The organism is Bradyrhizobium sp. USDA 3650 (genome assembly GCF_054057395.1).
This window is the reverse complement of record NZ_JBSRZG010000001.1, coordinates 6,205,684-6,223,270: the sequence shown is the minus strand read 5'-3', so window position 1 is coordinate 6,223,270 and position 17,587 is coordinate 6,205,684. Positions and strand designations below refer to the sequence as shown.

At 64.0% G+C, this 17,587-nt stretch carries 19 protein-coding genes; all 19 read right to left on the bottom strand.

From position 1 onward, the window contains the following. Positions 1-59 precede the first annotated feature (59 nt). The gene (gene fliQ / locus ACVIN2_RS29240; RefSeq protein WP_456768229.1) at positions 60-326 is read right to left on the bottom strand and encodes a flagellar biosynthesis protein FliQ; all 267 of its coding nucleotides are present in this window, start codon (positions 324-326) and stop codon (positions 60-62) included. Continuing rightward, positions 323-736 (bottom strand): flagellar hook assembly protein FlgD, encoded by a 414-nt coding sequence (flgD, locus tag ACVIN2_RS29235; protein ID WP_456768228.1) that lies wholly within the window; start codon positions 734-736, stop codon positions 323-325. The genes fliQ and flgD overlap by 4 nt, the downstream gene beginning before the upstream one ends. Before the next feature lie 14 nt (positions 737-750). After that, positions 751-1,161 carry a flagellar biosynthesis repressor FlbT gene (gene flbT / locus ACVIN2_RS29230; protein ID WP_456768227.1) on the bottom strand — a complete coding sequence of 137 codons (411 nt, stop codon included), beginning with the start codon at positions 1,159-1,161 and terminating at the stop codon, positions 751-753. Beyond that, positions 1,161-1,505, bottom strand: coding sequence for a flagellar biosynthesis regulator FlaF (gene flaF / locus ACVIN2_RS29225; RefSeq protein WP_456768226.1), 345 nt, complete (start codon positions 1,503-1,505; stop codon positions 1,161-1,163). Before flaF ends, flbT begins: the two co-directional genes overlap by 1 nt. 67 nt (positions 1,506-1,572) lie before the next feature. Then, the gene (locus ACVIN2_RS29220) at positions 1,573-2,619 is read right to left on the bottom strand and encodes a flagellar hook-associated family protein (RefSeq protein ID WP_027570493.1); all 1,047 of its coding nucleotides are present in this window, start codon (positions 2,617-2,619) and stop codon (positions 1,573-1,575) included. 3 nt (positions 2,620-2,622) lie between these two features. Beyond that, a complete protein-coding gene (flgK, locus tag ACVIN2_RS29215) occupies positions 2,623-4,101 on the bottom strand; it encodes a flagellar hook-associated protein FlgK (RefSeq protein ID WP_456768225.1) in 1,479 nt (492 codons plus the stop codon). A gap of 34 nt (positions 4,102-4,135) precedes the next feature. After that, positions 4,136-5,368: a flagellar hook protein FlgE gene (locus ACVIN2_RS29210; protein WP_027570491.1), complete on the bottom strand. Its 1,233-nt coding sequence runs from the start codon at positions 5,366-5,368 to the stop codon at positions 4,136-4,138. Positions 5,369-5,458: 90 nt separating this feature from the next. Next, a complete protein-coding gene (locus ACVIN2_RS29205; protein WP_456768224.1) occupies positions 5,459-6,040 on the bottom strand; it encodes a transglycosylase SLT domain-containing protein in 582 nt (193 codons plus the stop codon). Beyond that, positions 5,991-7,331 (bottom strand): flagellar hook-length control protein FliK, encoded by a 1,341-nt coding sequence (fliK, locus tag ACVIN2_RS29200; protein ID WP_456768223.1) that lies wholly within the window; start codon positions 7,329-7,331, stop codon positions 5,991-5,993. Before fliK ends, ACVIN2_RS29205 begins: the two co-directional genes overlap by 50 nt. Further along, positions 7,328-8,530 (bottom strand): chemotaxis protein, encoded by a 1,203-nt coding sequence (locus ACVIN2_RS29195; protein WP_456768222.1) that lies wholly within the window; start codon positions 8,528-8,530, stop codon positions 7,328-7,330. The genes fliK and ACVIN2_RS29195 overlap by 4 nt, the downstream gene beginning before the upstream one ends. Next, complete coding sequence (locus tag ACVIN2_RS29190; RefSeq protein WP_456768221.1) at positions 8,527-9,858, bottom strand: MotB family protein; 1,332 nt, start codon at positions 9,856-9,858, stop codon at positions 8,527-8,529. The genes ACVIN2_RS29195 and ACVIN2_RS29190 overlap by 4 nt, the downstream gene beginning before the upstream one ends. A 6-nt stretch (positions 9,859-9,864) precedes the next feature. Further along, on the bottom strand, positions 9,865-10,578 hold the full coding sequence (locus ACVIN2_RS29185; protein WP_456768220.1) for a hypothetical protein: 714 nt from the start codon (positions 10,576-10,578) through the stop codon (positions 9,865-9,867). Then, positions 10,575-12,206 (bottom strand): flagellar basal-body MS-ring/collar protein FliF, encoded by a 1,632-nt coding sequence (gene fliF / locus ACVIN2_RS29180; protein ID WP_456768219.1) that lies wholly within the window; start codon positions 12,204-12,206, stop codon positions 10,575-10,577. Before fliF ends, ACVIN2_RS29185 begins: the two co-directional genes overlap by 4 nt. A gap of 304 nt (positions 12,207-12,510) precedes the next feature. Next, the gene (locus ACVIN2_RS29175) at positions 12,511-13,425 is read right to left on the bottom strand and encodes a flagellin N-terminal helical domain-containing protein (RefSeq protein ID WP_456768218.1); all 915 of its coding nucleotides are present in this window, start codon (positions 13,423-13,425) and stop codon (positions 12,511-12,513) included. Between the two features lie 268 nt (positions 13,426-13,693). Further along, positions 13,694-14,602: a flagellin N-terminal helical domain-containing protein gene (locus ACVIN2_RS29170; RefSeq protein WP_027570484.1), complete on the bottom strand. Its 909-nt coding sequence runs from the start codon at positions 14,600-14,602 to the stop codon at positions 13,694-13,696. A 264-nt stretch (positions 14,603-14,866) separates the two neighbouring features. Further along, complete coding sequence (gene fliP, locus ACVIN2_RS29165; RefSeq protein ID WP_007595877.1) at positions 14,867-15,607, bottom strand: flagellar type III secretion system pore protein FliP; 741 nt, start codon at positions 15,605-15,607, stop codon at positions 14,867-14,869. After that, positions 15,604-16,047, bottom strand: coding sequence for a flagellar basal body-associated FliL family protein (locus ACVIN2_RS29160; RefSeq protein ID WP_456768217.1), 444 nt, complete (start codon positions 16,045-16,047; stop codon positions 15,604-15,606). Before ACVIN2_RS29160 ends, fliP begins: the two co-directional genes overlap by 4 nt. A gap of 42 nt (positions 16,048-16,089) precedes the next feature. Beyond that, the gene (gene flgH / locus ACVIN2_RS29155) at positions 16,090-16,785 is read right to left on the bottom strand and encodes a flagellar basal body L-ring protein FlgH (protein ID WP_018453966.1); all 696 of its coding nucleotides are present in this window, start codon (positions 16,783-16,785) and stop codon (positions 16,090-16,092) included. Further along, positions 16,786-17,544, bottom strand: coding sequence for a MotE family protein (locus ACVIN2_RS29150; protein ID WP_456768216.1), 759 nt, complete (start codon positions 17,542-17,544; stop codon positions 16,786-16,788). Positions 17,545-17,587: the final 43 nt, after the last annotated feature.

Genomic DNA, 17,587 nt, shown 5'->3' with positions numbered 1-17,587 from the left:
TAATCTGCCGTGCAAAGCTTACGCGGGGGTGGTGGCAGAGGCGGCCGGGACCGCCCGGATCAGAAGCCGCGCTCGATGTGCGAATAGACCATCTCGGTGAAGGTGGAGAGATGGGCTCCGATGAAGGAGCCGGAGATGGCGACGACCACGAGAATGACGATGATCTTCGGAACGAAGGTCAGCGTCACCTCCTGGATCTGGGTCAGAGCCTGGACCAGCGCGATGATGGTGCCGACCAGCATCGCGGCACCGACGGCAGGCCCGGAGGCGACGATGATGGTCCAGATCGCCGCCTGGACGATGTCGAGGGCATCCCGTTCGTTCATGACTGGCTGATCGTGAGACCGGGGCCGATCGCGACTTTGGTACCGTTGTCGAGTGTCGCGATGGAGCCGTCGCTGTTGATGGAGACCGAAGCGACCTTGCCGCTGAAGCTCGCTCCGGTCGAGTCCGTGAAGCTGACGGTCTTTCCGATCAGTCCATTGGCCTGCGACAGCGATTGCGAAGACAGCAGAGCGTCGAGCTTGGTATTGGTCTGCATCGCCTGCTCGACCGACGAGAGCTGCGCAAACTGGCTCATATATTGCGAGGTATCCATCGGATTGGTCGGATCCTGATTCTTCATCTCCGCGACGAGGAGCTGAAGAAATGTGTTGTAATCGACGCCGGTGCTCGAGGTCGTCGTCGTCGTGCTGGTCGACTTGCTGGTGCTATCGGTCGCGCTGGTGACGTTCATATCGCTCTCCGCTGTCAGGCAGCCTCGAATGGGGAATCGATCTTGGCGCCGGCCAGGATGGCCTGCTCCACCGGAAACAGTGCCCGGATCCGCTTGAGCGCCTCGAAGTAACGGCTCGCCCCGACCAGGTCGTCGACCGCACCAAGCCCGGCCAGCATCTCCTGGCTCTCGCACACGGCGAGCAGAGCGGCATGATGCTGCCCGTAGAGGGCCGAGGCATCCCGAACATCGGTCGGATTCATCAGCATGAGCTGGACGATGAAATAGAGCTGCCGCAGCGCCGTTGTGGCGTCGGAGGCCTGCATGATCTGCCCTTCGAGCAGGAACATCACGTCATTGACGAGCTCGACGGAGACCTTGCGGTCCACGCGCAGCACCGCGCCGTTGATGTAGACCCGTTCGCCTGCACGCAAGGATATCTTCATCAAAGTGCGTCTCGGATCAGGCGGTTGATTTCGATGAGCTGGAGCACGTCATTCGACTTTTCTTCGCGAAGGCGGTCGGCTTCCTTGACCACCCACAGCCCGATCGAGATGATGTCGGCGCGCAGCTTTTCCGGAAGCCCGTTTTCCGGATGCGCGAGATCCTCGATGAAGATCGTCCACAGCCGCCGCACATAGAGCAGGCTCTCGACCAGATCCTCGAGGCTGAAGCGGTCCTCCTGGATCCGCTCGAGCCGGTCGATGCCGAGGCTGAGCGCCTGCCGCTCGCGGCCCCGCGCCTCATAGCCGCTCTCGTCGACGACCGATTCATAGGCTTCAAACGTCATCAGGACAACTCTGCGCAGGAGACCGAACAACAAGACAAGGGTTACGCACCTTACGAAGGAGCTGGACTCAGAGATAGTTGATGAGGCTGATCTTCTGGAGCTGCGAGGTGAGCGCAAGTGCCGTCTGGATCTGCGTCTGCAAGGTATTGACTCTGACCGACGCTTCCGTCGGATCGACCTTCTCTATGCCGACGATCTGATTGTTCAGAATGTCCTGCTGCGTCTTCAGCTTGTCGGTTGCGGAGGTGATCCGCTGCTGGACCGTACCGATGTCGCCGCCGAGGGTCGCAAGGTCAGTGATGGCGTTCCCGACAAGGCCGATGGCCTTGTCCACGACGACCTGGAACGTCGCTTGGTCCAGGTTCGCGTTCCCGAGATCCGCCATCATGGTGTAGGCCTCGGCGAGCTTACGGAAGCCAGTCTGATTGGCGCTGACGGAGGTATCGGCGATCTCGGTCGTGGAGATACGGCTTTGCATGACCTGGTCGGTCGCCGATGACCAATTGGTGTTCCAGGCCGGGCTCGCGAACTCGGCATCGAAGGTGGTGTCGAGGAAGGTCTGCATCTGGGCCGGGGTGATGGTGTTCACGCTGGGCGATGATTGCGAGAAGCCGAAGGTCGCAAGGAAGTCGGCATCGACCTGGTTCTTGCTGGCCGAGCCCGCGGTGTAGGCCGTGATCGGCGTGTTCTGCGTGTTGATGCCCGCGAAGAGAGACGAGCCGTTATAGGAGACGTTCAGCGCGCCAATCAGATCCTGGAGGTTGGAGGACGCAGGCGGCAGGATGATCCGCCCGCCGCCGTCGGTGCTGCGCGCCGCGATCAGGTCCTTGAGGAAGTCCGTTGCGGTCGAACCAAGCTGGGTGATCCGGCTCTGCGTGATGTCCAGGCGTCCGGAGACCAGCCCGTTGGTGTCGACGAGCTGATCGGCGAAGCTCAAATCCGCCCGCAGGGTGACGTCGCCTCCCGTCGTGGCGCCAAGCTCGAGGCCGACATCGGCGAAGCGGCCGGTGGTGGCTTCCTTCGAGGCCTTGGCCAGCGCGGCCTGATTGTTGGTGATCGAGGACCTCAACGACGACGACAGCATCAAGGTCGAGATGTAGTTCGCGCTCATCATGACTTAATTTCCCACGGCAGCCAGCAGGCTCTGCAACATTTCGTCGACGGTCGAGATGATCTTCGACGAGGCCGAATAGGTGCGTTCGACCTGGAGCATCAACGACATCTCGTCGTCCATGTTGACGCCGCTGACGTTCGACAGCGCCGCGGTGCTGCGGTCGAGCAGCGTTTTCTGGTAGGTGACGTTGGAGTCGGCGGTCTTGCGCTGGTTTTCGATCCAGCTCGCCGATGACGACGCGAAGTCGATCAAGCTGCCGTTCGGCTTGCCTTGCGTGGTTGCATCGAACGGCTGCGACGCATCCATGGCGCCGATGAGCTGCTGCAGCCGGGTCGAGTAACCGCCATTGCCGGCGGTATTGTATTGGTATGCGACGTTGCCGCTGATCGCACCGTCGCGCAGCAGATTAGGATTGCCGCCCTGGGCCGGATCGACCGATGCAGCAACGGAAATCGTACCAGCGAGGCCCACCAAGACGGTGGCGCTCGCCGGCATTGCCGGCGCGCCGGGATAGGTGAAGAGACCGGGGACGTCGGGCAGCGTTGGAACAGGCGACTGGTCACTTTCCTTGAAGGCGTCGACCAGGCCGCGCGCGATTTCGTCGAGCTGGCTCTGGTAAGTAACCGTGTCATTGTCGCGCAGCTGCGCGAGGCCAGCAAGCTTGCCGGACTTGAGCGGCATCACGGAATTGGCGCCGGTCACCGGAACACCGTCGATATAGACGGCATTGCCGGTGGTGCCGGCCGTATAGGCGTTCGTCGGCGCAAAGCTCACCGTGCGCGCTATCTTGTCGAACAGCACGACGCCGCTGTCGGTATAGAGCGCCGCGTCGCCGTTGGGACGGAGCGACATCGAGACCCCGACCTCCTGCGACATCTGCGAGACGATGCTGTCGCGCTGGTCGAGGTAGTCCGTGATGTCGTCGCCGGAGATCGTCCCCTTCACGATCGCGGTGTTGACGGTCTGGAACTGGGAGAGCAACCGATTGATGTTTTGAACCGACGTTTGCATGTCGGCATCCGCGCCCTCACGGGCCGACTGCACGGTCAGAGTCGCCTGATTGAGCGCGGTCGCCATGTCCTTGGCGGACGTCACCGCTGCCTGCGCCAGCGTGGTGTTGTCCGGGGCGTTGGCATATTGCTGGAGCGCCTTCTTCAGCGCATTGAGCTGCGCCGTCGGCGACTGGTCGAGTTCCGGATCGTCCACCGTGGCAGATGCGATCTTCTGGAGACCGTCAAGGATCGCGCTCTGCTTGGCCGACGTCGAGGTTGCGGTCAAGACATTGTCGTAGAGCCCCGAGCTGGCGGCGCGCTGGATCGCCGCCACGTAAACGCCGGCCCCGGGGAAATTGTCCAATACGGCGATCTTGCGCGAATAGCCGGCGGCACTGGCACCGGCGATGTTGCGCGAGATCGTCGACGACTGGATGCCCGACGCCATGAGCGATGCGCGAGCGGAGTCGAGAGCAGCGGTAAGGGACATGGTCTACTCTTGGCCGGGACGAGCGCGGAAGGATTCAGCGCTTCAGGTTGACGACGACGTCGAGCAGGTCGGCGCCGGTCTGGAACGATTTCGAGTTCGCGGTGAAGCCACGCTGTGCCTCGATCATCCCGGTGAGCTCGTCCGCAAGATCGACGTTGGAGTCTTCCAGCGCCTCAGACTGGATCGTGCCAAGCCCACCGGTGCCGGCATTCGCGGCCTGGGCGTTGCCCGAATTCTGGTTGGTCGAATAGACGTTGCCCGGCTCGGGCGTCAGATTATCGGGGCTCGCCACGTCGGCGAGCATGAGCGTGTAGAGCGTCAGCTGCTGACCGTTCTTGAGCACCGCGGTCACGTACCCGTTCTGGTCAACGTCGACCTTATCGATGGCCGACGGAACGCTACCGTTGACAGTAGCCTTGAAGCTGAAGTTGGTGCCGACCTGCGTCATGTTCGACAAGTCGAGGGTCACGGTCGCGCCGCCGGTGACCGGAAATGCAAGCGTCGTGGCGCTCGCTGCGGCCAGCGCGCCCTTTCCGGCCGTCGTTGTGTCGAAAGTATAAGTGCCGGTCGCGCCGAGCGTGGCGCCCGTCGTCGAGTTGTAGGCTTGGATTTGCCAGGTGTCCAAGCCCGCCGCTGTCGCTGTATGGGACATATAGAGATCGACCTTAACCGGCTGGCCGATATTGTCGTAGGCCACGATCGAGCTTTTCGACGAGTACGCGCCCGGGCCGGGCGGACCGGCAATGAGTGCTGCCGTCGGATCCAGATTGCCGGTGGTGAGCGTTCCCGCCGTCGATGGCACGGGCACCTGCGAGACCTGGGCGATGTTCACGATCTGCATTCCCGACAGGCTGTTCTGCGAGAAATTAGTCACCTTCCCCGGCTGGCCGAGGAGGTAGTAGCCGGCCGCATTGACCAGATTGCCCTGGCTGTCCGGGACGAACGAGCCGGCCCGCGTCAGGAACTGCTGCGTGTTGGTGGCGTCGGACACCACGAAGAAGCCGTTGCCTTGAACGGCAAGATCCGTGCTCGATGTGGTGAATTGCGTATGTCCGGCGTCGCTGATGGCGTAGCGGACGGTGGTCTCGACGGCGCCGGAATCGTAATTGCCGGAGCCGCTCTTCAGGATCAGCGAGGAGAATTCGGTCGAAGCCCGCTTGTAGCCGGTGGTATTGACGTTCGCGATGTTGTCCGAAACCGTCGACAGCTTGTTGGACTGCGCGGCCATCCCGGAAACGCCGGTGCGCATAATGCCATAGAGGCTCATGGAGAGGGCTCCTTAAGTAGGTTGTAGTTACAATGATGGGTTTTGCTTGCGCGGGGCTGATGGAAAGCAACCATGCACAACTTCATGTCGTTAGCTCGTCTTGGGCTGACAGAACGAGCGCGCCTTGTCGGTCCACGCGCCGAAGCCGCTCGAGACGAGATGCGCGACGATGTGGCAGACGTAGCGCTTCTGCGCCGGCTGGTTGTTGGGGCCTGCATTGTAGCGGGCGACTGCCATGGTCCAGCTACCCTCGCGCTGCTTCAGCTCCTTGAGGAAGCGCGCGGCGTAGTCGACATTCCCAGCGGGATCGAACATCGCCCGGACCGAGGCGAATTTGTCGCCGTGATAGTAATGGTTGATCTGCATGCAGCCGAGGTCGATCAGCTTGATCCCCTTGGCTCGCATGGCTTCGAAGTTGGCGATCGCGTCGTTCATGTCCTTGGCGAATACGGTCTGTCCGTCGGCGCCGAGCGCGTAAGGGTAAAGTGCGCCGCGCCGCCCGGTCTCGGTCAAGCCGACCGCGTAGAGAATGCCGAGCGGAATTCCGTGCTGCCGGGACGCACGCGCCATCTCGCGCTCGCACGAACGCGAATTGTCGGTCGCAGCTGTCGCGGCGCCGGCGTTACAGATAAACAGGGCCGCGACGAATCTGCGGCCCCACGTCCTGGTCATGACGCGTCTCCTGGTTGGACGGGCGCTCCTGTCGGGCCTGCTTGGCGCCGCCGTCGGCTTGTCCCGACGAATTGCTCGTACCGTCGAACGTGCCTTGCGACTGCGACGATGGCTGCTGCTGGCTCGAAAGCTGCGGCTGCGACTGGCCGGAGCCGCTCTGGAATCCATCCAGCGAGCCGTGCTGGACGGGCGCAACGTCGGCGACGTAGCCCGCCGACTGCATCAGGTCGCGGATCGAATCGCGCTGCTGGTCCAGCATCTGGCTCGTGTCCTTGCGCGCGGCGGCGAGGTGGACGGACACTTCGTTGCCGACCAGACGAAGGCGCACGGTGACATTGCCGAGCGCGGGCGGCTCGAGATTGATGGTCAGGATCTTGAGCGGCTGATCGGGCGCATTGGCTTGGGACGCGGCAAGATCTGCAGCTGCGGACGCCGTCGGTGCCGGAGCTTCTTTCAGCTCGGCGACAACGGCGTTGGCAACCTGCTGCGGAGCGTTGAACTGCGCCGGCGGCAGATGGGTCTCCTGCTGGACCACAGTGACCTTGGTCGTCTCGGGCAATGCGTCCCGCGCCGAAGCCTTGGCGGCACGCTCGACATTGGCCGCGATGGCCTCGAAGCCGGGTGCCGTTGCCTTCAGCGGCGGCTCACTGCCTTGCAGCGATGTCGCCTGGTCGGCAGTCGTCGCGTGCAACGCCGCGGCCTGCGAATGCGCGGCGGTTGGAGCCGCGGGAGACGCGGGCTCGGCTGTCGTCGCCTTCGCCGTACCCATGGCCTGAACGTCGCGCTTCGTCGTGGAAGACCGCTCGTCGCGCCCGGACGCATCCTTCTTGTCGCCGGTCGGTGCTTGCATCTGCGGCATCACGACCGGCGGCCCGGCGACGATCTCCTGCCCCATAATCCCGGCAATGCTCGATCGGCTCTGGATGTCGGCCTGATCGGTAGGATCGAGGAATCCATGTTTCCCGGACGATTTCTCGGTCGGTTTCTCGCTGGATCCGGGCTCTTCGGCTGCCGCGGCACGGTCGTGCACCGTCTCGTCGTTGGCGTCGTCCTTCCCGCTCTGGTGCGCCAGGCGCGTCCGCAGCGTTCCTGCTTTCACCGCCGTGTCGCCGCCCTCGTCGTTGAGCGCCCGCTTCGCGAGACTCGAGACGGTGTGCAGCAGATCGTTGAAGGAGGAGTCCGCCTGCGCTTTCGCTCCGGCGCTCTTGCCGGAGCGCGATGTGCCCCGCATGTTGAGGCTTTCGGCGAGACTCGAAAAGACCTGTCCGGAGGTTCCACTGAGCTTCGTCATGGACGGCGATCCCTGGTGAGAAGTTCGAGCTCGCCGAGCTGCTTCTGCGCGCGCGTAAGCGTTGCGGTCGACGACGCGAGATCGAGACGCGCCGGCGTGACCGGAGGCTTGTCGGCTGCGGCGGAGGATCCGCCAGCGAACGGCTTGCGGACGTCGAGTGCGAGTTGCACCGTTGCATTGAGAAAGGGAATGTCGCGCTCGGGCAGCTTCGACCGGTCGAGCGCCTTCAACTCGGCGAGACCGCCGTCATATTCGCCGGCGAGCGCCCGCGACACGCCGCGGAACAAATGCGCCCGCTCGCGCTCCGCCGAGGCATCGGCGCTGAGCGTCAGGGCACGCTCGCCGGCAAGCCGGGTCACGCCCAGCCCTCCGCGCACCATCGCGGTCCGCGCAATCACGAGATAGAGCTTGAGGCGGCTCGCGCGGTCGATCTGCTCCAGCAGGGTGGTGATCCGCGCAAACCGGCGCTCGTCGAGCGCGAGGCTCGACTGCGTCAGGCCGGTCGCAAAGCGCTGCCAGAAGTCCCCGGCATAGACCGAGTTGTGGTAGTGGCGGATGTAGGCCAGCGTCAGGAACTCGAACTTGTCGAAATCCTCGGCTTGCCCGACCAGCAGGATCTCGCGCCGCAGCGCGGCCTCCTCCACCAATGTGCCCGGCAAGAGCAGGCGCGCGTCATCCAGACGCTCGATTGCGAGCGATGCCTCGGCGCGTGCGAACAGCGCGCCCTGGACCAGCGCGAGCTGTCCGCCCAGGCCCGCCGGAACCGTCCGCGGCTTGACGTCCTTGAGCAGTTCGCGCGCTTCGTCCTGACGACCTTCGACATAGGCAAGCGCGCCATCGAACAGCCGTCCATCGACGTTCAGCTTGTCGCGCGGCAGCTTGCGGATGATTTGCGGCGCGCCGCCGCTGAGCAGGTAGATAACGGCCGCTTGGCCGTTCTGCGAATTACTCCATACGCCCGGATCGGCGGCGAGAAATTTTTCGCCGATCTGCCGGATCAACGCGCTGTGGCTGCCGTGCGCCGCGCTATCGCCGTTGGCGATGCCGTCCTGCACGGCCTGCAACGCCCGAACGAGCTCGTATGGCTCGCCCGATGCCGATGCCGGCGGGGGCGGCACCGGTGCCGGCTCAGCGAATGCGCCTGCCGCCGTGAACGGCAGCAGTATCAGCAGCGCGGCGCGGAGAAGAGGCCTGATCAAGGACGCTTCTCCCGGACCATGATCTCGATCCGGCGATTCTGCGCGGCCGCGGGATCGTTTTGAAGTTTCGGCCGCCGATCGGCATAACCCTCGACATGCTCGATCCGCTGCGCATCCACGCCGGAGCGGACCAGCATGTAATAGGCCATCTGCGCACGGGCCGTCGACAGCCGCCAATTATCGTAGGTCTCCGAACGGTACGGCCGATTGTCGGTGTGGCCGCGGACGATGATCATGCCGGGACGCTTCGTCAGCAGCGGGCCGATCTTGTCGATCACACGGATAAGTTCGGGCCGCGGCTCAGCCGAGCCGACCGCGAACATGCCGAAGTTGGCATCGTCGGTCAGGCTGATCAGCAGGCCTTCCTCAACCTGACGCACCTCGGCCACCGGTCCGGCGCCAGCCTTGACGTCCGACAGCGCGTCGGCGATCGCCGACTGAAGCTGCTTGACCGCTAGTTGCTGGGCCTGGGCCGCGTCGCGCGGCTCGGATTCCTTCGCCGTGTCGTTGGGACGCGGCTGCACGGCGGCATTGGCTTGATTACCAGCCTGGGCGCCCGGCTGCGCGCTCCCTTCGCGTGAGGCCTGCGATGGCGCGGGCCCCGGCGGCAGCAGAGGCGACAGGCTTGCGGACGGCGCATCGGCATTCGGAGCCACGCTTCCGCCGGCATCGTCCTGCCTGGCTCGGCGCGCCTGCGGCTCGCCCTCGCCTGTGCCCGACGCAGTGTCGCGCGCGGACGCATTCGGCTTGGGCTCGGGCTTGGGCTCGACGATGCGATCGGCATCCTTGGATGCCTGCGGCGCAAGCTTCCAATAGCCGGGATCGAACGGATCGCGGTAGGCGTCGCCTCCCTTGAGGCCATCCTCTTCGGCGGACGTCAAAGCGCCGGCGCGCCGCTGGCCCGAGGCCTGGTTCGCGCTGCTGGCGATCTCGGCGAGTGTCGTATAGGGATCGCGGAACAGGACCTTCTCCTCGTAGAAGGGCGGCTTCTCGGCCGTCGGAGAGTCACCGCGACGTTCCTCGCTCGGTCCTCCCGGCTGGCGCCTGCCGTCCTGGCCGTCGAACGACGACGGCTCCTTCTTGGAGAGATCCTTCAGCCCCTTCGGGGCAGGTGCGTTCTCCGCGAGCTTGATCGGATTGAAATAGCTCGCGACCACCTGCTTCTGATCCTGGTTGAGCGCATTGATCAGCCACATCACCAGGAAGAACGCCATCATCGCGGTCATGAAGTCCGCATAGGCGATCTTCCAGACGCCACCGTGCGGCTTCTCGTCGTCGAAGGCGCTCCGCCGGCGGATGATGACGAGTTCTGACTTGACCTCATTCATGACGGACTACCGACGCGCCTCTTTCAGGCGCTCGCTCCAGGCCGTGATCTGCGTCTCGATCACGGTCTGGTCGGCCACGACGCGAACCTCGAAGGTATCGGCGGCCTCATACTCGATGCCGGTTCGCCGCGCCGTCCCGAGCTGCGTCTTCACCAGGTCGAGCAGTTCGCTCGGGCCGGTGACCTTGAACACCGGCACCGGCGAATTGCCGGTCAGCGCCGCAATCTGCTCGACCAGCGACCCGATCGCCTTGTCGCGGACCGCATCGGCGAGGAACGGCAGCAATATCCGCGCAACGGAGCTCGCGATGTTGGTCTCGATTTCGCGGCAAGCCGTGTCGAAGCCGCTGACGACCGCCACCGCCTGCTGGTCGGACCACTTGGCCCGCTCTTCGCCGAGCCGGATCGCGCTGCGCACGCGTTCCTCGGCGATCCTGGACTCGCCCTCCGCGACGCCGGCCGCATGGCCGCGCCGAAAGGCATCGTCCAGAAGATTGGCCGCCGGGGCTTCCACCTTCGGCGCCGGAGGCGGCGACTGAAGCTGCGGCTGCGACTGCGGTTGCGAATGGGTCTGGGGCTGCGGCTGCGGCTGCGGCTCGCGCCGGGCTTCCTTCGGCCTCGTCAGCACATCCTGGATTTTGGGCGGCGGTGGAGGCGGAGGTGATTTGACCCGCCCGTTCGCGTCGAACTGCGTCAGGAGCTTTCCGATTGCCGCGTTCATGCCGCCTCCTCGCGTCGCATCCAGTCTTTAAGGATCGCTGCCGCCTGCATCTGATCGAGACGGACGATCTGCTCCAACCGCTTCTGCGGCGTTCGCTGCATCTTGCCTTCGAGGTCTTCGACCAGGTTGAGCTCGGCCTCCTCGCTGTCCGCCAATGCGAGGGCGCCCGCGGCCGACTCGAGCTGAGCGGCTTCTGCCGCCTCGGTCTGCTCCTGCGCCGCGCGATGGGTCAAAATGCCGTTAACCGCAGGACGAAGTCCGAACCACACCAGCATCGAAGCTACGGCCAGGATCGTGACCGCGTTGATGACGCTGCCGAGCTGCTTGTTGATCATCTCGACGAAGCTGATCGGCGGCACCGGCGCCAGTTCGCGCGAGCCTTCGATGAAATCGACGGCCGTCACCTGGATCTGGTCGCCGCGCGCCTTGTCCAGCCCGCCGGCCGTGGCCGCGAGTTGGCTGATCTCGGCGAGCTTGCTGTCGACGATGGCCTGGTTGCTCTTGTCGCCCAGGTCGGCAATGAGCCGCCCGCGGTTGACCAGCACGGCAATGAACAGCTTCTTCACCGAATAGCCGTCGCTCACCGTCGTCGTGGTCTTGGACGAGACCTCGAAATTGGTGACGTCCTCGCGGCGGGTCTTGTCCTCGCTGGAATTCTTGGTGCCGCCGGCGTTCACCTGCTGGTCGGGAAGATTCTGCTGCACCGTGGTCGGCTGCGAACGGTCCGCGTTCTGTGACTTCTCGTTCTCGCGAACGTTCCGCACCGAGCGCTCGGCGCGGCTCTCCGGATCGTAGACGGTCTCGTTGATCTGTCGCTTGTCGGTGGAGAGCTGCGATGCAACGCTCACTTCGAAATTGTCGAGGCCCAGATACGGCGTCAGCGCCTTGCGGATGTTCTCCTGCACCATCCCGCCGACCGTCTTCTGCAGGCTCGCCATCTTGGTCGGAGCAGCAGTCGTCTCGTCCTCTTCGGCAAGCAGCATCGAACCGTCGGCGTCCAGCACCGTGACCTTGTCGCGGCTCATGCCCGGAATGGCCGCCGCGACGAGATGACGGATCGACTGCGCCGTGCGCGCCTCGATCGCGCCGTCGGTGCGCAGCACGACCGATGCCGAAGGCGGCTGCTGCGTCGCGCGGAACGAGCCGCGCACCGGCATCACGATATGCACCCGCGCCGCCTTCACGCCCTTCATCAACTGCACCGTGCGCGCGATCTCGCCTTCGAGTGCCCGTAGCTTGGTGACCTCCTGCATGAACGAGGTCAAACCGAGCGAACCGATCTTGTCGAACAGCTCGTAGCCGGAATTGGCGCTGGTCGGCAGCCCCTTCTCGGCGAGCAGCATCCGCGCCTGCATGGTCTGGCTCGGACGCACCGAGACCGCGTCGCCGGCGGTGTTGACGTCGAAGGTGATGTTTTGCTCGCGCAGCGCGGCACCCATGCGCGTCACGTCTTCGCGGGAAAGGCCGGTATAGAGCGTTTCGAATTCAGGCCGGCTCAGATAATATGCGCCGCCCACGACTGTGACGAGAACGGCGAAACCGATCAATCCCAAGGCCATCAGGCGTCGCGGCCCAAGCTCCAGCAGATTATTGAGCAGTTGCTGTATCTGCGCACGACTGAACAGCATGTGACCTCATACCAATGCGAACGTAGAGGACACTCTGCTGCCAACCTTGTCTGAAGGTTGCGCGAGACCACGAATGTGTCGGTTCGCCGGCGAGGCGTTGCAATTTTACAAGAGACTGAGTGACGCAATTGCGCGCGTCGGCGACAAGCGGACGGACGGTCGCATCGCGGTGCGATCGGCGACGGCGTGTTGCCTGGAATGTGGCGTCCGAAAATCGATGTGGGCACGTCGTGTGCCGTCGGATCCACCGCTCACGGCGGAGACCGTGCTCCCTGAGGAGCACGGTCGTTTTCGAAGCCGTGGCTTAGCGGAACAGCGACAGGATGCTCTGGCTGTTCTGGTTGGCGATCGAGAGCGCCTGAACACCGAGCTGCTGCTGGGTCTGGAGCGCCTGAAGGCGGGTCGATTCCGCGTTCATGTCGGCGTCGACGAGCTGACCGATACCGCGGTCCACGGAGTCCATCAGGGTCTTGACGAATTCCGTGTTGGTCGCGAGTCGGTTCTTGACGGCGCCGAGATTGGCGGCGGCCGACGCCACCGAGTTGATCCCGGCGGTGACCTGCGCGATGTAGCCATCGAGCGTGGTCTGGTCAGCGGCCGAGTCGGTCAGCACGGAGATGCTCATCGTGTTGATCGACGGAGAGGTCGAACCGGCCGTGTCGAGAATGCCGGTCTGCGTCGAGGTGTAGAGCGAGTAGTTCGCGGTGGTCACGGTGATGGAGCCGATGGTGGGCGTACCGCCGACACGCGAGTACGACGACACCAGGTTGAACGTCGTCGGCGTGGTGCCGGTCGTCGTGCTCAACCAGTTGATACCGTTGAAGGTCGCCGAGCTGGCCTTGAGCTTCATGTCCTGCTGGATCTGGGTGATGTCGGCCTGGATCTTGGTGCGGTCGATACCGGCGGTCTTGGCTTCGACCAGCAGCGCCTGGAGCTTGGTCAGGCCGGAGTCCTTGTCGCCAATGACCGAGGTCAGAGCGGTATATTCGGTGTCGACGGTCGCAGCCGACAGACCGAGCGAGTCGGAGACCGCGGAGAGCGCGGCATTGTCGGAGCGCATCGACGTCGCGATCGACCAATAGGCAGCGTTGTCCGAGGCCGTGGACACGCGCATACCGGTCGAGATCCGGTTCTGCGTGGTCGCGAGCTGCGAGCTGACGTTGCGAAGGGTCTGCAGCGCGGTCATTGCAGACGAGTTGGTGAGGAGGCTAGAACCCATTTTGATGTCCCTTTGGAGATTGAATTAAATTTGGGGACATACCGGACTTACACCGGTACGGCAGGGCGGCGTCATGCCTTTGGGCTGCGCAAAAGCGTCAAGGCCCAACCTGTCGTAACGGCGACGATAGCCCGCGAAGCTTGTGCGGGGCTTGTGGCTCTGTGTCTTTGCCGCAACAAGGCGGCCGAAATTGCGGCGCGCGACGTCACGCCAAAATGAAAGGGCCGCGCCTCGTGAGAAGCGCGGCCCTCCCCAAATCGTTTGAGGCTTAGCGGAACAGCGACAGGATGCTCTGGCTGCTGTTGTTGGCGATCGAGAGCGCCTGCACGCCGAGCTGCTGCTGGACCTGGAGGGCCGACAGGCGGGTGGACTCCTGGTTCATGTCGGCGTCGACGAGCTGACCGATACCGCGGTCCACGGAGTCCATCAGCGACTTCACGAAGTCCGTGTTGGTCGAGAGTCGGTTCTTGACGGCACCGAGATTAGCGGCGGCCGAGGCCACCGAGTTGATGCCAGCAGTGACCTGCGCGATGTAGCCGTCGAGCGTGGTCTGGTCAGCTGCCGAGTCGGTCAACGCCGAGATGCTCATCGTGTTGATCGACGGAGCGGTCGAACCGGCCGTGTCGAGAATGCCGGTCTGCGTCGAGGTGTAGAGCGAGTAGTTGGCGGTCGTCACGGTGATGGAGCCGATGGTGGGCGTACCGCCGACACGCGAATACGACGACACCAGGCTGAAGGTCGTCGGCGTCGTGGCGGACGTGCTCAGCCAGTTGATGCCGTTGAAGGTCGCCGCACTGGCTGTCGCCTTCATCTGCTGCTGGATCTGGGTGACGTCGGCCTGGATCTTGCTGCGGTCGATACCGGCGGTCTTGGCTTCGACCAGCAGGGACTGGAGCTTGGTCAGGCCGGAGTCCTTGTCGCCGATGACCGTGGTCAGAGCGGTATATTCGGTGTCGACGGTCGCGGCGGACAGACCGAGCGAGTCGGAGACCGCCGAGAGCGCGGCGTTGTCGGCGCGCATCGAAGTCGCGATCGACCAGTAGGCAGCGTTGTCCGAAGCGGTCGAGACGCGCTGGCCGGTGGAGATGCGGGTCTGCGTGGTGGAGAGCTGCGAGCTCACAGACCGCAAGGTCTGGAGTGCGGTCATGGCGGTCGAGTTCGTAAGCAGGCTTGACATTGCGAATGTCCCTTTATGTACGCGTTACATTTTCACGAGGGGACATACCGGGCTTTCACCGGTACGGAGGGGCGGCATCATGCCTTTGGACTGATGTGGGTAGGGTCCAACCCGCCGTGCCGCATTGCTAACACGCCGAATCTTGCGCGCAGATTAAGATCGGCTTGAATTACGCTGTAAAATCAGATGGTTAACAGTACCTATTGCTAACCATAGGGCGGTACTTCTCGCTAACCATAACGCTCCCTCTGGCGCTCGTTGTCGTTACGAGAACGAGCGCACCAGCCCGGAGGCAAGCAGGTTCCAGCCGTCGATCAGCACGAAGAACAGCATCTTGAACGGCAATGCGAGGATCGTCGGCGGCATCATCATCATGCCCATCGACATGGTCAGCGTCGCCACGATCATGTCGATGACGAGGAACGGCAGGATGATGAGAAATCCGATCTCGAACGAACGCCTGAGCTCGGAAATCATGAAGGCCGGAATGATGACGCGCATGTCGACGCGCTTGTCGTCGAACTTCCTGCGGAAGCTCTCCGCGGCGAGCGATTCGAAGGTCTGCAGATCCTTGTCGCGAACATGAGCCAGCATGAATTCGCGGAACGGATCGGTGATCTTCAGATAGGCCTCTTCCTCCGAGATCTCGTTCTTCATCAGCGGCTGGATGCCGGTTTCCCAGGCGCGGTCGAAGGTCGGCGCCATCACGTAGAAGGTCATGAACAGCGCGAGGCTGATCAGCACCAGATTGGCCGGCGTGGTCTGGAGGCCGAGACCGGCCCGCAGGAACGACAGCGCCACCGCAAATCGCGTGAAGCTCGTTACCATGATGAGCAATCCCGGCGCCACCGACAGCACCGTGATCACCGCCATCAACTGGATGATCCGGCCGCTGGTCGAGCCGTTGCCCGGCGGCAGCAGCGAATTGAGGTCCGGAATCTGGGCCAGTGCCACTTCGGGCAGCACGACCAGGAGCAACGCAAGCAGCAGGACTCTCAGTTTCACTGAATCACCAACGTCTCAATGATCAATTCGCGGATCTTGCCCGAGGAGCGGATATTGGCGCGTTCGGTCAGGTCCTCGCGCAGGTGCTGAAGCCCGCGCGATCCCTCGAACTGCGCCACCGTCGCCGACCTTAGATAGGTGACGATGTCCTCGCTGATATGGGCCGCCAGGATGCCGGCATCCTCGTCGCTCATGCTGTCGGTCACCATGGAGGCTTCGATGCGGGCCCAGTTGTTGGCCGGCGCGCCGAGATTGGTCACGATCGGCGACAGCTTCCTGAGCCGCGCGCTGCCGGCGTAGCTCGAGGCAAGAGGCGGCGGCGTGGCGGTTTTCTTCGCATCGGCGACGCGCTCGGCGGCCGCAAACAGATGCAGGCCGGCAAGCGCGCCCGCGCCGATCGCGATCAGGGTCAACACCACGATGGCCGCAATCAGGCGCATGACGTCCCCTGCCCTCGTGACGCGGCCCGACGGTCGCGCATCTCAGAACGGTGCCACGGCGTCATAGATCCGATGTCCCCATCCAGGCTGCTGCACGTCCGAGAGATTTCCCCGACCGCCATAGGCCACGCGCGCCTCGGCGATCTTCTCGTAGGAGATCGTGTTGGTTCGCGAGATATCGCGTGGACGCACGATGCCGCCGACGTTGAGCACGCGCATTTCCGTGTTGACCTTGAACTCCTGCGAGCCGCTGATCATCATATTTCCGTTCGGCAACACGTCGGTTACGATGGCTGCGATCGACAGTTTGATATCCTCTGTGCGGTCGATCTGTCCGTTGCCCTTGATCTGGGTGTTGGTGTTGAGGTTGGCGCTCGTCGAGCCCTTGTCCTGCCATCCCGCGACGTCCATCAGCCAGTCGAGCCCGAACTTGATCTGCGAATCGCGCGAGCGACCCGTCTTGTTGTCGAGCTTGGCCTTGTCCTGCATCGAGATGATCACCGTCACGACGTCGCCGACGCGCCGGGCGCGGGGATCGCGGTAGAGGTCGGTGCCGTCGTCCCAGGTCGAGCGATAGCTGACGGGCGAGTGCATGCGGGGCGTCACGGGAATCGGATCGGCCTGCGTCCTCAGGCCGCTCCCGACCGGCGACAATCGCGGGCCAGTCAGGACCTCGGCCGGATCAGTGACGCATCCCGCAAGCGACAACAGCGAGAGGATGAGGATCAGATTCTTCATCTATTTGGTCTTTCCGTCATCCACGCGACGCATCCCGCCGAGCAGATCGGCGAGGTGCGCCGCGCGCCCCGTCTCCATCTCGTTGAAGATTGCGCTCGAGCTCCTCGGGCTGAGCTTTGCGAGCACGGCCGCAGCCGTCTCGTCCGCCATCCCGGCGATCTGGGTTGCGGCGGCGTCCGGCTTCATGCGCGAGTAGATCTCGACGACGCTCGCTTCGGCCTTCTTCAGGAAGTCGTCGCGCAACGCCATCCACTTCTCATATTCGGCGCGCTTGGCCTCGACCTCGGCGATCCGCTCGCGAAGCTGGTTCTCGGCCTTCTCCAGCTCCTTGAGCTGCCAAGCCAGCCTTGCATCGACGGCGGGGTCGGCGACGTTGCTGCAGAACAGGGCGATCTCGTTGTCCGCGGTTGCAGCGGCCTGGGGCGGCACCGGCTTCGGCGGCGCCGTGACGCTGCCGGGCTTGGCCGGTCGCGGCGCGGCTGTGGGTGCCGGCGCGGGCTTCTCGGAGGCCGGCACGGCACCGGTGGTCGCGGGTCCCGAATCCTCGGCTGCCCACGCGGTCGCCCGCATCGACGCATTGTCGCTCGGGATCGATGAGATCGGCTTCTGCGGGCCAGGCGCGCGGGCGCGCGCGAAGGACAGCAGGTTGAGCGGCTTCGACGGCTTGGCCTCATCCAGCGCCAGAATGGGCGAAGCGCTCGCGAGCGCGGAAGCCGCGACCAGGAGGAGGAGTTTGGCTTTATGATCCAGCTTCAACATCGGTCCGCGTGCGATTCTCGGTCGAGAGAGCATTGAGCGACCA

Coding starts and splice junctions, on each gene's coding strand:
- fliK (WP_456768223.1), bottom strand. CDS start 7,331: ATGACGAAGCTCAGTGGAACCTCCGGACAGGTCTTTTCGAGTCTCGCC.
- ACVIN2_RS29205 (WP_456768224.1), bottom strand. CDS start 6,040: ATGACCAGGACGTGGGGCCGCAGATTCGTCGCGGCCCTGTTTATCTGT.
- flbT (WP_456768227.1), bottom strand. CDS start 1,161: ATGAAGATATCCTTGCGTGCAGGCGAACGGGTCTACATCAACGGCGCG.
- flgH (WP_018453966.1), bottom strand. CDS start 16,785: ATGAAGAATCTGATCCTCATCCTCTCGCTGTTGTCGCTTGCGGGATGC.
- flgK (WP_456768225.1), bottom strand. CDS start 4,101: ATGTCCCTTACCGCTGCTCTCGACTCCGCTCGCGCATCGCTCATGGCG.
- fliQ (WP_456768229.1), bottom strand. CDS start 326: ATGAACGAACGGGATGCCCTCGACATCGTCCAGGCGGCGATCTGGACC.
- ACVIN2_RS29170 (WP_027570484.1), bottom strand. CDS start 14,602: ATGTCAAGCCTGCTTACGAACTCGACCGCCATGACCGCACTCCAGACC.
- ACVIN2_RS29150 (WP_456768216.1), bottom strand. CDS start 17,544: ATGTTGAAGCTGGATCATAAAGCCAAACTCCTCCTCCTGGTCGCGGCT.
- flgD (WP_456768228.1), bottom strand. CDS start 736: ATGAACGTCACCAGCGCGACCGATAGCACCAGCAAGTCGACCAGCACG.
- ACVIN2_RS29160 (WP_456768217.1), bottom strand. CDS start 16,047: ATGCGCCTGATTGCGGCCATCGTGGTGTTGACCCTGATCGCGATCGGC.
- ACVIN2_RS29220 (WP_027570493.1), bottom strand. CDS start 2,619: ATGATGAGCGCGAACTACATCTCGACCTTGATGCTGTCGTCGTCGTTG.
- fliF (WP_456768219.1), bottom strand. CDS start 12,206: ATGCTGTTCAGTCGTGCGCAGATACAGCAACTGCTCAATAATCTGCTG.
- ACVIN2_RS29185 (WP_456768220.1), bottom strand. CDS start 10,578: ATGAACGCGGCAATCGGAAAGCTCCTGACGCAGTTCGACGCGAACGGG.
- ACVIN2_RS29210 (WP_027570491.1), bottom strand. CDS start 5,368: ATGAGCCTCTATGGCATTATGCGCACCGGCGTTTCCGGGATGGCCGCG.
- flaF (WP_456768226.1), bottom strand. CDS start 1,505: ATGACGTTTGAAGCCTATGAATCGGTCGTCGACGAGAGCGGCTATGAG.
- ACVIN2_RS29190 (WP_456768221.1), bottom strand. CDS start 9,858: ATGAATGAGGTCAAGTCAGAACTCGTCATCATCCGCCGGCGGAGCGCC.
- ACVIN2_RS29175 (WP_456768218.1), bottom strand. CDS start 13,425: ATGGGTTCTAGCCTCCTCACCAACTCGTCTGCAATGACCGCGCTGCAG.